This window comes from Pleomorphomonas diazotrophica (genome assembly GCF_002844595.1).
GTDB classification, from domain to species: Bacteria; Pseudomonadota; Alphaproteobacteria; order Rhizobiales; family Pleomorphomonadaceae; genus Pleomorphomonas; species Pleomorphomonas diazotrophica.
On record NZ_PJNW01000011.1, the window covers coordinates 26,017 to 41,448 of the forward strand.

Genomic DNA, 15,432 nt, shown 5'->3' on the forward strand with positions numbered 1-15,432 from the left:
ACACCCGTGAGGAGACGGCTGGAATGTACATCGGGATCGACTGGGGTGGGACGAAGATGGAGGTGATCGGGCTCGATGGCCATGGCGTCGAGCTTTGCCGTCATCGCATCCCGACGCCGCGCGAGGACTATGACGCCTCGATCCGGGCGGTGGTCGATCTGGTGGAACACGTGGAGACGGTGACCGGGCAGCAGGGCAGCGTCGGCATCGGCCTGCCCGGCAGTCCCAACCCGCTGACCGGCCTCATCCGCAACTCCAACACCGTCTGGCTGAACGGGAAGCCGCTCGGCCGCGATCTCGAGGCGGCCTTGGGCCGGCCGGTGCGGCTTGCCAACGACGGCAACTGCCTTGCCGTCTCCGAGGCGGTCGATGGCGCCGGCGCCGGGCTCGAGGTGGTGGTCGGCATCATCCTGGGCACCGGCCATGGCGGCGGCATCGCCATCCGCGGCAGGAGCCACGCCGGCTTTCAGGGCCTCGCCGGTGAGATCGGCCACTATTCGCTGCCCTGGCCCAGGGAAGGCGAGTATCCCGGCCCCCAATGCTGGTGCGGCCGGCACGGCTGCCTTGAGATGTTCTGCTCGGGCACCGGCTTCGAGCTCGACTACAAGACCACGACCGGCGTTGCCCGCAAGGCGTCGGAGGTAATCGAGCTCAAGCGGGCGGGCGACGCCACGGCCAGGGACGTCTACGGCCGCTATGTCGATCGTCTCGCCCGGTCGCTGGCACTGATCATCGACCTCGTCGACCCCGACGTGTTCGTGCTCGGCGGCGGCATGAGCAACGTCGACGAGCTCTACGACGACGTTCCCAAGCTCCTCTCGGCCCGCACCAACCTCTGGCAGGGCGAGGGCAGTCGCCTCGTCTTCTCCGACAGCGTGGCGACGCCCATCCGCAAGGCCAGGCACGGCGACAGCTCCGGCGTCAGAGGTGCCGCCTTCCTCTGGAGGGAGTGAAAGGTGGGCGATCGGCCCGACATGCTTAATCTCTTGACAAGGATCGGCTCGGGTGGCATTGGGTAATCGATAACTCAATGACGAGCTGTAGGCGGTTGGAGGAAACCGTCGACAGCAGATATCGACCGTCTTGGGAGGAGCTGTTCGTGGCCGTTTCGCTGCAGGATATCGCAAGCATCGCCGGGGTGTCGGTCAAGACCGTCTCCGGTGCGCTGCATGGCGGCTCGGCCCGCATGGCCGACGAAACGCGCGACCGCATCCGCAAGATCGCCGAGGAACTCGGCTACGTCACCAATTTCGCTGCCCGCAGCATGCGGCAGGGCTGGATGCCGCTGATCGCCATCATTGGCGACGAGCTGCTCACCTCGCCCTTCGCCACCGAAATCATCCGCGGCCTCGACAACTCCGCCCGCAAGGCCGACCTGTCGGTGTTCTTCACCACCATCGGCGGCGATCGCGACATCATCAAGGTCTATGACGACGTCAGTCGCTTCCGGCCGCGCGCCATCGGCTACGCGGCGATGTACCACAAGGAAGTCGTCCTGCCGCCAGAGGTCGCCGACCGCATCGGGGTGATGATCAATTGCCGCGACTCCGCTGGGCGGGTGACCTCGCTAGTGCCCGACGAGGAGGCGGCCGGACATGCCATCGCCAGCCATCTGATCGATGCCGGCCGGCGCCGAATCGCCTTCATCAACCTGCCCGGCCTTCTGGCCGGCGAGCTGCGCGAACGCGGCTTGCGCGCCGCACTGGATGAGGCAGGGCTAGCCCCCGTTGCCGTGCTGCCGGCGGTGAAGCGCGCCGCCTATGCCGACCGCGCCCGCAGTCTGGTGCAGCAGCATGTCACCGATCTGATGGCCGGTCCCGACCGGCCGGATGCCATCCTCTGCGGTAACGATCGCGTTGCCATGGAGGCCTATGCCGCGCTCCGCAAGGTCGGAGCCGGAATTCCCGACGACGTCGCCGTGGCGGGGTTCGACAATCAGGTCGACATTGCCACGCGACTCGATCCGCCGCTGACCACCATGGCCCTGCCCCATCGGGCCATGGGCCGACTGGCGGCGGAAATACTTCAGGCGGCCGAGCCGCCGGAGAGGGGGCTGAAACTGCTCCCATTCCAGCTCGTGGAGCGAGCTTCCGTCTGAGCTGGTGAGGAAACCGAGGAGTGGAGGAGATTTTCAAAATGGGTAATCGTTTACTTAGCACTCTTGTCGCCACCACGGCGCTGATGGCGCTCGCCACGGCCGCCGATGCCAAGACCGTGGTGCGCATGATGCATCAGGGCGATCCGGGCTGGGTGGCGCTCTACGGCAAGGTCGCCGAGCGCTTCGAGGCGGCCAATCCGGACGTCGACATCGAGCTGATCTACGCACCCCACGACGCCTATAACGAGAAGTTCTCGTCGGCGGTCATGTCCAAGCAACTGCCGGACATCATCGAGCTCGACGCGCCCTTCCTCGCCAACTACGTCTGGTCGGGCTACCTCAAGCCGATCAAGAGCTACATCGACCAGGACCTCCTGGACGACATGACGGCGTCCAATGTCGCTCAGGGCACCTATCCGATCGACAAGGACCTCTACGCCATCGGCCTCACCGACAGCTCGGTGGTGCTCTACGGAAACAAGAAATATCTCGAGAAGATCGGCGCCCGCATTCCGAAGTCGGTGGACGACGCATGGACGCGTGCCGAGTTCGAGGACTATCTCGCCAAGCTGGCCAAGGTGGATGGCGTCAAGTGGCCGATCGATACCTTCCGTGGCTATGGCATCAAGACCGAATGGGTGACCTACGCGTACCAGCCCATCCTCAACTCCTTCGGTTGCGATCTGATCGACCGCACGACCTGGACGGCCACCGGCACGCTCGACAGCCAGCCTTGCGTCGACGCGCTGACCATGATGCAGACCTGGGTAAAGAACGGCTGGGTGGTGCCGATGTCGTCGGGTACCAACCAGTTCTACGCCGACGGCGAGCCGGCGGCGCTTGCTTGGGGCGGTCACTGGTTCTACGCCGAGGCCGCTGCCAAGTTGAAGGACGACGTGGTGGTCATGCCGCTGCCGAAGTTCGGCGACAAGAGCGCCAGTCCGGACGGCACCTGGATCTGGGCGATCACCACCCAGTCCGAGCATCCCGACATCGCCGGCAAGTTCCTGAGCTTCCTCCTGAAGGACAAGGACTATCGCGACTTCGCGGTGAGCCAGAGCGCCTATCCCGGCCTCAAGAGCTTCGCCGCCCAGTCGCCGCTCTATGCCGAGGGCGGCCCGATGGCCGTCGCCTTCGAGCAGGCGTCGAAGGTCGCCGTGCCGCGCCCGCCGCATCCGGCCTATCCGACGATCACCTCGGCCTTCATGCAGGCCGTCGACCAGATCTTCAACGGCGAGGATGCCCAGAAGGCACTGACGGCCGCCGCTGAAAAGATCGACGAGGACATCGCCGACAACGACGGTTATCCGCCGTTCGACGGCAACTGATGTCCGCATCGCGGGCCCTCCACCCCATTGGTGACGGGAGGCCCGCTGTGGAACCGCCGGGGGGCGCCGATCTGCACCCCCCCCGGCACGGCCTGCCGGCGCGCGTTCGTCCTCCCCCGGGCGCGCGCCGCTCTCCTGCCACCCATCGCCCGGCGAGGGGCCCATGACCGCACTCACATCCGTTCCGAAGCGGCGTCGCCGTTCCATCATCGCCCGCGTCGGCTGGCCGCGCTTCCTTCAGGAAATCGGCATGCTGGCGCCGGCGGTGGTGCTGATGACCGCCTTCCTGATCACGCCCTTCCTCTTGTCCTTTTGGACGGCGATGACCAACCAGCCGCTGGTGCCCCGGCCGACGCCGGTACGCTTCGTCGGGCTCAACAACTTCCTGCGCATCCTCTCCGACGATTTGTTCTGGACGTCGCTCTGGAACGTCACCCGCTTCACGCTGTGGGTGCTGCCGGTGCAGTGCGGGCTGGCCTTCGTGACGGCGTTGATCCTCAACCAGAAGATCCCGTTCCGGAACGTGTTCCGCGGCATGTTCTTCCTGCCGGCCATCACTTCGATGGTGGTGGTCTGCGTCATCTGGGGCACGCTGTTCCAGTATCCGACAGGCCCGCTCAACCATATCGTGGTATCGCTGTCGGGCGGCCATATCCAGCCGATCGACTGGCTGGGCGATCCCAACTGGGCGATGGTCTCGATCGTGCTGCTGTCGGCCTGGCAGGCCTACGGCTTCCAGATGATCATCTATCTCGCGGGCATGCAGGGCATTCCCGACGAGCTCTACGATGCCGCCCGCATCGACGGCGCCGGTGCTTGGGGACGCTTCTGGCATGTCACCATGCCCGGCCTCCGGCCGACCCACGTCTTCGTGCTGGTCATCACCACCATCCAGGCCTTCAAGCTCTACACGCAGGTGGCCATCCTGACGCAGGGCGGACCGAAATCATCGACCGAGACCGTCGTCCATTACATGGTGCGCGCCGGCTTCGAGGAGCAGAAGCTTGGCTACGCCTCGGCGGTGTCGGTGATCCTGTTCCTGATCGTCCTGGTCATCGCGCTCGTCCAGCGCAGGCTCATGAGGCGCTTCGATGTCTGATCTCGCCCTCTTTTCCCGAAAGCCGACGATGTCGGTGAACGGCTACCGCGTCGTCCAGTCGATATCGGTCTTCGTCATCGCGCTGGTGGTGATCTCGCCGCTATTCATGCTGTTCATCGCCTCGCTGAAGGACGACCGCTTCCAGATCCTCGCCGACATGGGCTCGTTCCGGGCCTTCTGGGTGGACAACCCCACCCTCAGTAACTTCCGCGAGGTCGGCAACTTCGCCGGTGAATTGGCCTTCGGCCGCTATCTCGGCAACTCGCTGTTCATCCTGGGCTCCACCGTGAGCCTCGGCCTCGTCATCAACTCGATGGCCGGCTTCATCCTGGCCTGGGGCAGCCTGCCGGGCCGGGCGGTGATCCTGTCGCTGATCATCGCGCTCTACGTGATCCCGCAGGAGAGCATCATCATGCCGCTGCTGATCATCGTGTCGCGGGCCGGCCTGTCGGACACCTTCACCGCACAGATCCTGCCCTTCGTGGCGAGCCCGCTCTATACCTTCCTGTTCTATCAGTTCTTCGCGCAGCTGCCGAAGGAGCTCTACGAGGCGGCGTCCATCGACGGGGCGTCGATCTTCCGCACCTGGTGGTCGATCTTCATGCCATTGAGCCTGCCGGCGCTCGCCACCGTCTCCATCCTGATGGGCATCGAGACCTGGAATCAGTATCTCTGGCCGATCCTGATCACCCAGACCGACTATGCCCGGCCGATCTCCGTCGCCATCGCCACCTTCTTCGGTCAGGACAGTATCTACTGGGATCGCGCCATGGCCGCCTCGGTTCTGATGATGATCCCGATCCTCGTGTTCTATCTCGCCTTCCAGCGCTGGTTCATCAGCTCCTTCGTCGGCTCGGCAGTCAAAGGTTGATCATGTCTCAAGCATCTCCTCCAGCCCGCCAGCCGAGCCGGGAAACGATCTCCTTTGCCCCTGTGGCGGCCGGTGAAACCCTCGAACTGTTCCTGATGCCGAGGGGCACAGAACCGGCCGTCGTTGCCCTGCACGGCGCCGGCGAGGTAACCGCGCGGCGCAGCGACGCCTTCGAGCGGCATCGCGTCGTCCTGGCCGCGCCGGTCGACCGGCTCAGCTTCGATGCCGCGACCACCGTGCTGTCGACCGTCTATGCCTATGACCCGGCAACCGTGCTCAACGCAGGCATCCGCGTGCTCCATGCCGGTCCGGCGCCGACCCCACCGGAGCTTGCCGGCAGCTATCACTTCCGGCCGCCTTGCGGCTGGATGAACGACCCCAACGGCTTCGGTCGGTTCGACGGGCGCGCTCACCTCTTCTACCAGCATTATCCCCATCGTCTGCGCTGGCACGCCATGCATTGGGGCCACGCCGTTTCCGACGACCTCATTCACTGGCGCCACCAGCCTATCTTCCTCGAACCGGGCGAGGCGGTTTTCGCGGCGAACGGTGCTGGTGGCATCTTTTCCGGCTCGGCCATCGCCGTGCCGGGCGAGGCCGGCTTCCGCGCCTTCTTCACCGATCATATCGACGGCCGGCAGCCGGAGATGGAGGTGCAATGCGCGGTGCGCTGCACGGACGGCTTCACGGCCGATACGCCTGAGGTGGTGCTTGCGGGTCGGCCGGAAGGGCTTGGCCTCGGTGACGACAACCGCGACCCCTATGTCTTTCGTGGTCCCGACGGACGCCTCAAGATGCTGCTCGGCGGCCGCGATGCCGAGGGCGGCGTCGTCATGCTGCATGAGACCGACGACCCGACCGGCGCCACCGGCTGGCGCTTCGTCGGCCTCGTTCATCGGGAGCGCGAATATGGCCGCACCGTCGGAGAGTGTCCGGCCATGCTGCCGCTCGACGGCCCGGCGGATGACCCGGATACGCACTGGCTGTTGATCGTCGGCCTTCTGATGAGCCGCGATCCCTCGACGCGACGGCGCAACCTCACCTTCGGCATCGTCGGACGCTTCGACGGCCGGACCTTCACACCGGACTTCCGGCAGGAGCTCGACTTCGGCACCGATGCCTATGGCTTCCAGGCCTTTGTCGATCGGGGCGGTCCGGTCGGCATCGCCTGGCTCGCCAACTGGACGGATATCGTCAAGACGGCCGACTGGCCGACCGCCATGACGTTGCCGCGCCGGCTGCTCCTCCGGGACGGCGCATTGCAGACGCCGCCGATCGAGGCGGCCACCACGCTGCGGCAGACACTTGTCGACGATCGCCGCCTTGCCGTCGGCGAGACAGTCGGCCTGGATGACGGCATGGCTGAGATCATCGTCGAGTTCGACGATGCCAGCACGTTCTTCGAGCTTACCCTGACGCATCCGACGCTGAAGCTCGCCATCACCTCGGATGAGGGCGGCCTTGCCATTGTCCACGAAGACGCACATGGCGGGGCACCATCGCCGCATTATCTCGCAACCGGCGCTCGGGTGCGTTCGATCCGAATCTTCCTCGACCGAGGGTCGATCGAGGTGTTCGCCGACGACGGCCGCTACGTGGGCACCAAGCGGCTCGCCGATCCGGCCGCCATCACCGCCATTCGCCTTCATGCCCCAGAGGAACGCGTGACAAGCGCCCGCGTCTGGCGGCTGGGGCTCTAGGACTGGATCAGGGGAGGAACATCATGGCCAACGTTTCCATCGACAACGTCGCCAAGTTCTACGGCAGTCACAAGGTCATCCATGGCATCGACATCGACATTGCTGACGGCGAGTTCGTGACGCTGGTCGGCCCTTCCGGCTGCGGCAAGTCGACGCTGCTCCGGATGATCGCCGGCCTTGAGGAAATCTCCGACGGCGACATCCGCATCGGCGACCGCGTCGTCAACGACGTGCCGCCGAAGGAGCGGGACATCGCCATGGTGTTCCAGAATTACGCGCTCTATCCGCACATGACGGTGGCTCAGAATATGGGCTTTGCGCTGAAGCTGAAGGGTGAAAGCCGCGCCACCATCGACGCCCGCGTCCGGGAGGCGGCCGCCATCCTGGCGCTCGAGCCCTATCTCGACCGGTTGCCCAAGCAGCTTTCGGGCGGCCAGCGCCAGCGCGTGGCGATGGGCCGAGCCATCGTGCGCAGCCCGCAGGTGTTCCTGTTCGACGAACCGCTCAGCAATCTCGACGCCAAGCTGCGCGTGCAGATGCGCGCCGAGATCAAGGACCTGCACCGGCGCCTCGGTACCACCACCGTCTATGTCACCCACGATCAGATCGAGGCCATGACCATGGCCGATCGCATCGTGGTGATGAAGGGCGGCGTGGTCGAGCAGATCGGCCGGCCGCTGGAACTCTACGACCGGCCCGCCAACCTGTTCGTCGCCACCTTCATCGGCTCGCCGGCCATGAATCTTCTGACAGGACGGGCGGGACAGGGTGGTTTCGTCACCGGGGACGGCGTCGTCTTGCCGCTGCCCGCTACGGCGGCAGCCGGCGCGACGACCTACGGCATCCGCCCGGAGCATCTGACGCTCGATGAGACCGGCTTCCGCGCCGAGGTGGTGGTCATCGAGCCGACCGGCGCCGAAACGCAGGTGCTGGCCCGCTGCGGTGGCCAGACGCTGGTCGCCGTGCTGCGCGAGCGCGTCGAGCTCAACCCCGGCGACATCATCGGCCTCAAGCCGGACCTCTCGGCGGTTCACCTGTTCGGCGAGGACGGTCGAAGGCTTTAGCGGGTAGCGATATCAGGCGGCAGCGCGAGCCCGGCCGCGCGGACCTGCCCGCCGTTCGGCGCGGAAGGCCGAGGGCGTGCGGCCGATCAGCCGCAGGAAGTTGCGATTGAAGGTCGACAGCGTCTCGTAGCCGACGTCCATGGCGATCGAGGTTACCATGTCCTCGGTTTCCGACAGGAGCTGGCAGGCCTTGTAGATCCTGAGATGGTTGATGTACTCGGCGCAGGAGCAGCGCAGGTGCCGCTCGAACAGGCGCGAAAAGGCGGCGAGAGCCATGCCTTCCGTGGCCGCCACCTCGCGGCAGGTAAGACCCGGCCGGTTGAAGTTGGCGGCGATATAGGCAAGCATCCGCTCAAGCCGGCGTGGCTGGGCGCACTGATGTTCAAGACCCTTCAGCGACAGCGACCGACGATCGCCATCCTGTTCCAGCACCCGCATCAGCTTAAAGAACAGGGCAATGCGCTCGAACCCGTCCGCGCGAAGCAACGCCTCCATCAGGCCGGCGGCCTCGGTCGCGGCGGAGGGCGAGAATTCGATGCCCGACCGCGTCGCGTCCAACAGGGCTGAGAGGCCGGCGCAATCGGAAAACTCGGCCATGCAGCGTTCGGCGAAGCCGGCGCCCATCTGAAGCACCAGATCGCGGTCGCGGATACGACCGTCGATGTCGCGATCGGCGCCGTCCGACACCCACATGTGCGGCAGGTTGGGGCCGGTCATGACGAGATTGCCCGGGCCGAACTCGCCGGCGTAGGTGCCGACGTAGAACTGGCCGGTGCTGCGGCGGATCAGGTGCAGCTCATATTCCGGATGATGGTGCCAACCGGAGTAGGCGAAGGGGTAGTCGTGCGAGTAGACGCGAAACGTGCGCTCGAGCGGCGCCTCGATCACCTCCAAAACAGGCTTTGTCTGACCCACCTTCGCCTCCCTTTGGTGGATAGCGGTCCGTCCGCAGCCGATCGACCTTAGCAGACCTGACCGGCAACGCCGAGCCCTGCTTGGGCAGAAACGGCTGCACTTTCGCAGTGGTCAGATCCGGCCCGGCCGGGCGGGCCTTTCGACAGTGGCGGAAACCATGGCCTTTCCAACCTCCCGTGGCAAGGCGCGCAGCACCGACATCTATGCAGGATTTTACACGTTGGTGTTTGGCAACCCGCCAGATGGTTTCGCCTCGGCCCTCGAATGAGTCGATCGGCTTCATCATGATATAAGGATCTCTTTATATCGTGATTGCACCAAAGGCCGACATCTCCTATAAGGCGCTGACCGGCGGCCCGATGCCGCCCCTCTCGTTTGGCCAACAGCCTATCCTCACCCACACCCGGAGATCCGCCGATGGTCGCCAAGGAATACGTCGTCAAGGACATCTCGCTCGCCGCCTGGGGCCGCACCGAACTCGACATGGCCGAGATCGAGATGCCCGGTCTGATGTCGGTGCGTGCCGAGTATGCCGCCGCCCAGCCGCTCAAGGGCGCCCGCATCGCCGGCTCGCTGCACATGACCATCCAGACCGCCGTGCTGATCGAGACGCTGAAGGCGCTCGGCGCCGACGTGCGCTGGGCCTCCTGCAACATCTTCTCGACCCAGGACCACGCCGCCGCCGCCATCGCCGCCGCCGGCATCCCGGTGTTCGCCGTGAAGGGCGAGAGCCTCAAGGACTACTGGACCTACACCGATCGCATCCTCGACTGGGGCAACGGCGAGACCGCCAACATGATCCTCGACGACGGCGGCGACGCCACGCTCTTGGTGATGCTCGGCGCCAAGGCCGAGACGGATCCTTCCGTGCTCAAGGATCCCAAGTCCGAGGAAGAGGAAGAGCTCTACGCCACCATCAAGGCGCGTCTTGCCAAGGACCCGACCTTCTACTCGCGCGCCAAGGCCAGCATCCGCGGCGTTTCCGAGGAGACGACCACCGGCGTCATGCGCCTCTATCAGCTGGAAGCGCGCGGCGAGCTGCCGTGGCCGGCCTTCAACGTCAACGACAGCGTCACCAAGTCGAAGTTCGACAACAAGTACGGCTGCCGTGAGAGCCTGGTCGACGCCATTCGTCGCGGCACCGACGTGATGATGGCCGGCAAGGTGGCGATCGTCTGCGGCTATGGCGACGTCGGCAAGGGCTCGGCCCAGTCGCTGGCCGGCGCCGGCGCCCGCGTGCTGGTCACTGAAGTCGACCCGATCTGCGCCTTGCAGGCGGCCATGGACGGCTTCGAGGTCGTCACGCTGGAAGATGACGCCCACCGGGCCGACATCATCGTCACCTGCACCGGCAACAAGGACGTGGTCACCGTCGACCACATGCGTCAGCTGAAGAACATGGCCATCGTTTGCAACATCGGCCACTTCGACAACGAGATCCAGGTGTCGGCGCTCCGGAACTTCAAGTGGAAGAACGTCAAGCCGCAGGTCGACCTCGTCGAGTTCCCGGACGGCAAGAAGATCGTCCTCCTGTCGGAAGGCCGCCTCGTCAACCTCGGCAATGCCACCGGCCATCCGAGCTTCGTGATGAGCGCCTCCTTCTCCAACCAGACGCTGGCGCAGATCGAGCTGTGGACCCGCGGCGACAAGTACGAGAAGAAGGTGCACGTGCTGCCCAAGCATCTCGATGAGAAGGTGGCCGAGCTGCACCTCGCCAAGCTCGGTGCCAAGCTTTCCAAGCTGACGGCCGAGCAGGCCGACTATATCGGCGTCAAGCCTCAGGGTCCGTTCAAGTCGGCCATGTACCGCTACTGACCGGCCCTTCCCCAGGTTTTCCGCCGCGCTGTGGCCGGCGGAGACCAATCGGAATGCCTTTTCGCCCGTCCGCGCGTCCACCCAAGCGCGGGCGGGTTTTTCTTGCCGGCAAAGCCTTATCCACAGATGTTCCACATATGCGGATTTTTGCGGGGAAGATTGCCGGCACTTGCGAGCCGTCGCGAAAAGAGCGGCCGCAGAACCGCATAACGCGAGTCCGGTCAACCCTCTGGCTACCCCCTGCAGCCAGTTGTCGACTCCTTGTCCGCGATGATCGGAGTCGCCAAATCCTTGAACGTTCCATGAACGCGATAGGCGGCTGAACGTCCTTGCCGCACATGGCCCAACGGAGACCGCGTCGACTCTTTTTGCCCCCCCTGAAAGGCGGTATTTTGAGGTGATTCGGATCGGCGGCGGGGCACACGCCGGTTCGGGGCGAACCACTCCACTGAGGAGAGGCGCCTTCGGTAACGCGGCCAAAAAGGGGACAAGTGCATGCCGGGGTTGGGCCGGACACGATTGCCGTTTGCGGGGCACGTCGGCAAGATAGCCCTGCTCTCGACCGTCCTGTCGCCGGTTGCCGCCGGCCCGGCGCTGGCCCAGGCCATCAAGTTCGGCTCTGACGGCTCGATCTACTTCGAGCCGCTCCAGGTGGCCGCCTTGTCCGCCTTCGTCTCGGCCATCTGCATCGCCGTGGTCTCGGCCGCCGCCCTGATCCGGGCGCGCCGCATGGCGGAGGAGGATCGCGAACGCCTGCTGCGCGAGAATGCCGATCTGAAGCTCGCCGCCGACCGCACCGAAGCCGCCCTCAATGCCGACGATCAGCGCACCGTCATCTGGGGTGCTCGCGACGAGGCGCCGAAGGTGATGGGTTCGCTGCCGGAGGCCTCAGGCGTGCCGCGCAGCCAGGTTGGCTTCCTGGCCTTCGGCCAATGGCTGGAGCCGGCGTCGGCCCAGCTTCTGGAAGCACGCACTCGCGCCCTGCGCGCCGAGGGTGAGGCCTTCCTGGATGTGCTGACCACCACGAGCGGCGTCCATATCGAGGCCGCCGGACGGGTCAACGGCTCGCGTTGCTTCATTCGCTTCCGCAACCTCACCCGCGAGCGGCAGCAATATGCCGAACTCGCCGAGCGCTTCGAGCGGCAGCGGACGCTGGTGGAAACCTTCGAGAGCCTGATCGACAAGGTGCCGATGCCGGCCTGGACGCGCGACAAGGCCGGCCGGCTCGTCTGGGTCAACGCCGCCTATGCGCGCGCCGTCGAAGTGGCGAGCGCCACCCAGGCGGTGGCCGTCGGCGTCGAGTTCCTCGACACCGCCGCCCGCAAGGCGATCACCGACAGTCGGCAGGCCGCGCCGGTGTTCGAGAAGCGCCTGTCGCTAGTGGTAGGCGGCGCCCGCCGGGTGTTCGACGTCGTCGATGTCGAGACGACCTCGGGCAGCGCCGGCATCGCCACCGACGTATCCGAACTGGAACAGGCCCAGGTGGAGCTGCGTCGCACCATCGACAGCCACGCCCGCACGCTCGACCAGCTCGCCACCGCCGTCGCCATCTTCGGCGCCGACAAGCGGCTCAAGTTCTACAATGCCGCCTACCGTTCGCTGTTCGACCTCGACACGGCCTTCCTGGAAACCGGGCCGGACGATGCGGCAGTGCTCGATCAGTTGCGCGTTTCCCGCAAGCTGCCCGAGCAGGCCGATTTCCGCACCTGGAAGCGCGAGCAGCTTTCGGCCTATCAAGCGATGGAGGCCCGCGAGAGCTGGTGGCACCTGCCGACGGGTCAGACGTTGCGTGTCATCGCCAACCCGCATCCGCAGGGCGGCGTCACCTATGTCTACGAGAATGTCACCGAGCAGATCGAGCTCAAGAGCCGCTACAACGCGCTGACACGCGTGCAGGGCGAGACGCTCGATCACCTCTCCGAAGGCGTTGCGGTGTTCGGATCCGACGGGCGGCTGCGGCTTTACAATCCGGCTTTCGTAAGCCTCTGGAAACTCTCCGACGAGATGCTGGCCAGCCGGCCGCATATCAACGAAGTGGTGGGCCACTGCATGGCCGCCCACGGCAACCGCGAAGCATGGGATCAGGTACGCCTCGCCGTCGCCGGTCTCGCCGATAGCCGCAATCGCCTCACCGGCCGGCTCGATCGCCGCGACGGCGGCGTCATCGATTTCACCACCGTGCCGCTGCCGGACGGTGCGACCTTGATCACCTTCGTCAACGTCACCGATTCCGTGAATGTCGAGCGGGCGCTCACCGAGAAGAACGAGGCGCTCGAAGAAGCCGACCAGCTGAAGAACGCCTTCATCCAGCACGTCTCCTATGAGCTGCGGTCGCCGCTGACCAACATCATCGGCTTCGCCCAACTGCTCGCCGACGACAACGCCGGCCCGCTCAACATCAAGCAGCGGGAATACACCGGCTACATCATGGATTCGTCGACGGCGCTGCTCGCCATCATCAACGACATCCTGGACCTCGCCACCGTCGATGCCGGCATCATGGAACTCGATCTCGGCGAGGTAGATATTCCACGCACCGTCGGGGCGGCGACCACCGGGCTTCGCGATCGCATCGCCGAGGCGCATATCGACCTGAAGCTCGACGTGCCCGACGACATCGGCTCCTTCGTCGCCGATGAGAAGCGCATCCGCCAGGTGCTCTACAACCTCCTGTCCAACGCCATCGCCTTCTCCGACGACGGCGGCGTGGTGTCGCTCTCCTGCCGGCGGACCCCGGAGGAGATTTCGTTCACCGTCGAGGATCACGGGCGCGGCATTCCCGACGAGTATCTCCAGGCCGTGTTCGAGCGCTTCGAGAGCCGCACCAATGGCGCTCGCCGACGTGGTCCCGGTCTCGGTCTTTCCATCGTCAAGAGCTTCATCGAGCTGCATAAGGGCAGCGTCGACATCACATCGGAGATCGGTGTCGGCACGCGGGTGGTTTGCCGGCTACCGATCAATCCCCGCATGGCCGAAGCGGCCGAGTGAGCAGGCCTGCAATGAGCCTGTCCTTCCGCCGAACCATCAAGGTTGCCGACGAGACCGGCACGCTTCGTCTCGCCGACGATATTGCCGCCATCACCCGGCCGGGCGATGTCATTGCCCTTCACGGCGACCTGGGCATGGGGAAAAGCGCGCTGGCGCGTGCCGTCGTCCGGCGCCTCGCCGGCGATCCGCAGCTCGAGGTACCCAGCCCCACCTTCACGCTGCTGCAGAGCTACGAGACCGCCCGCTTTCCCGTCCATCATTTCGATCTCTACCGCCTCGCCGACCCCGACGAGCTCGTGGAAATCGGCTTCTCCGAGGCGGTCGGCGAGGGGCTTGCGCTGATCGAGTGGCCCGACCGGGCGGGCGATGAGCTGCCAGCCGAGCGACTCGACATCGTCATTTCCGAGGGTGACGACCTGAACGGTCGCCGGTTCTCGCTGGAGGCGCGTGGCGGCGGCTGGGCGGAACGGCTCGAAGAGACTTTTGCGATTCGCGCTCTCCTGGAGCGGGCGGGATTGGCCGACGCTGGTCGCGTCCACGTGCAGGGCGACGCTTCGACCCGCCGTTTCGAGCGGGCAACCGGATCGGACGGTACCGCCATCCTCATGCACTGGCCGGCGTTCGGCGCGCTGCCGGTTCATGCCGACGGTCTTCCCTATGAGGCGCTGGTGCACGCCACCGACAACCTCGACGCCTTTCTTGCCATCGGCGACACGCTCCGCCGTCACGGCTTCCGCACCCCGCGCCTCATCGCGGCCGACGAGCCGCGCCGGCTGTTGCTGACCGAAGATCTTGGCTCCCTCGGCGTAGCGCCTGGCGGCGTCGCCGACCCCCAGCGCTACCTCGCCGCCGCGTGCCGTCTTGCCGACATGGCGGCGATCGCCTGGCCAGATGTTGCGACGGCCGACGACGGCCGCACCTTCGCGCTGCCCGCCTATGATCGTCGGGCACTGCTGACTGAGGTGGAGCTTTTTGCGAGCTGGTATGCGCCTGACGTCGCCGGCCGGCCACTCAGCACATCCGAGGCGGCCGATTGGCTGGCCCTTTGGAACGGGCTGCTCGCCCGCTTCGACTGGGATCGCTCGGCCTGGGTGCTGAAGGACTACCACTCGCCCAACATTCTCTGGCAGACCGACGGCGACCCGATCGGCCTCATTGATTACCAGGATGCGCTGCGCGGCCCCGCCGCCTATGACCTTGCCTCGCTCGTCACCGATGCGCGGATCGACATTGCCGACGATCTCGCCACAGCGATGATGGAGGCCTATTGCCAACGCCGGCGCGAGGTGGCGGGACCGTTCGACGAGGCAGGCTTCCGGGAAGCCGTCGTCATCCTCGGTGCCCAGCGCAATGCCAAGATTCTCGGGCGCTTCGTGCGCTATGCGAAGTTGACCGGCCGAACCCATCATCTTCGCTTCCTGCCGCGCGTCCGCCGCAACTTCGAGAAAGCGCTGGACGACAAGGTTCTCGCCGGCGTCAGGCTCTGGTATGAACGGCTCGGCCTCACAGCCCAGTCCTGAACCCAGCCTTTTTCGATTGCCGAGAGCCCGACCG

General features: G+C 65.7%; 11 protein-coding genes. 10 read left to right on the plus strand and 1 reads right to left on the minus strand.

What is annotated here, in order from left to right; genetic code table 11:
* Positions 1–23 precede the first annotated feature (23 nt).
* The 7 genes from CXZ10_RS13525 to CXZ10_RS13555 all read left to right on the plus strand — a co-directional run bounded on the left by CXZ10_RS13525 (position 24) and on the right by CXZ10_RS13555 (position 8,160).
* A complete protein-coding gene (locus tag CXZ10_RS13525) occupies positions 24–953 on the plus strand; it encodes an ROK family protein (RefSeq protein ID WP_101289882.1) in 930 nt (309 codons plus the stop codon).
* 146 nt (positions 954–1,099) lie between these two features.
* Positions 1,100–2,098: a LacI family DNA-binding transcriptional regulator gene (locus CXZ10_RS13530; protein WP_101290113.1), complete on the plus strand. Its 999-nt coding sequence runs from the start codon at positions 1,100–1,102 to the stop codon at positions 2,096–2,098.
* A gap of 38 nt (positions 2,099–2,136) precedes the next feature.
* Positions 2,137–3,426: an ABC transporter substrate-binding protein gene (locus tag CXZ10_RS13535; RefSeq protein WP_180335991.1), complete on the plus strand. Its 1,290-nt coding sequence runs from the start codon at positions 2,137–2,139 to the stop codon at positions 3,424–3,426.
* A 163-nt stretch (positions 3,427–3,589) separates the two neighbouring features.
* Positions 3,590–4,525: a carbohydrate ABC transporter permease gene (locus tag CXZ10_RS13540; protein ID WP_101289883.1), complete on the plus strand. Its 936-nt coding sequence runs from the start codon at positions 3,590–3,592 to the stop codon at positions 4,523–4,525.
* Positions 4,518–5,396: a carbohydrate ABC transporter permease gene (locus CXZ10_RS13545; RefSeq protein WP_101289884.1), complete on the plus strand. Its 879-nt coding sequence runs from the start codon at positions 4,518–4,520 to the stop codon at positions 5,394–5,396. Before CXZ10_RS13540 ends, CXZ10_RS13545 begins: the two co-directional genes overlap by 8 nt.
* Positions 5,397–5,398: 2 nt before the next feature.
* Entirely contained in the window at positions 5,399–7,096 is a 1,698-nt protein-coding gene (locus tag CXZ10_RS13550) for a GH32 C-terminal domain-containing protein (protein WP_101290115.1), read from the plus strand.
* Positions 7,097–7,119: 23 nt separating this feature from the next.
* The gene (locus CXZ10_RS13555; RefSeq protein WP_101289885.1) at positions 7,120–8,160 is read left to right on the plus strand and encodes an ABC transporter ATP-binding protein; all 1,041 of its coding nucleotides are present in this window, start codon (positions 7,120–7,122) and stop codon (positions 8,158–8,160) included.
* Between the two features lie 12 nt (positions 8,161–8,172).
* On the opposite strand, the gene CXZ10_RS13560 is transcribed toward CXZ10_RS13555, so the two are convergent.
* Positions 8,173–9,075, minus strand: a complete 903-nt coding sequence (locus CXZ10_RS13560; RefSeq protein WP_101289886.1) for an AraC family transcriptional regulator — start codon at positions 9,073–9,075, stop codon at positions 8,173–8,175.
* A 417-nt stretch (positions 9,076–9,492) separates the two neighbouring features.
* Here CXZ10_RS13560 and ahcY point away from each other — a divergent pair, with 417 nt between their 5' ends.
* The 3 genes from ahcY (at position 9,493) to tsaE (ending at position 15,398) form a co-directional block, all read left to right on the plus strand.
* Positions 9,493–10,890: an adenosylhomocysteinase gene (gene ahcY, locus CXZ10_RS13565; protein ID WP_101289887.1), complete on the plus strand. Its 1,398-nt coding sequence runs from the start codon at positions 9,493–9,495 to the stop codon at positions 10,888–10,890.
* A 495-nt stretch (positions 10,891–11,385) separates the two neighbouring features.
* Positions 11,386–13,878 (plus strand): PAS domain-containing sensor histidine kinase, encoded by a 2,493-nt coding sequence (locus CXZ10_RS13570; protein WP_101289888.1) that lies wholly within the window; start codon positions 11,386–11,388, stop codon positions 13,876–13,878.
* On the plus strand, positions 13,875–15,398 hold the full coding sequence (tsaE, locus tag CXZ10_RS13575; protein WP_149744466.1) for a tRNA (adenosine(37)-N6)-threonylcarbamoyltransferase complex ATPase subunit type 1 TsaE: 1,524 nt from the start codon (positions 13,875–13,877) through the stop codon (positions 15,396–15,398). The genes CXZ10_RS13570 and tsaE overlap by 4 nt, the downstream gene beginning before the upstream one ends.
* The last annotated feature ends 34 nt before the right edge of the window (positions 15,399–15,432 follow it).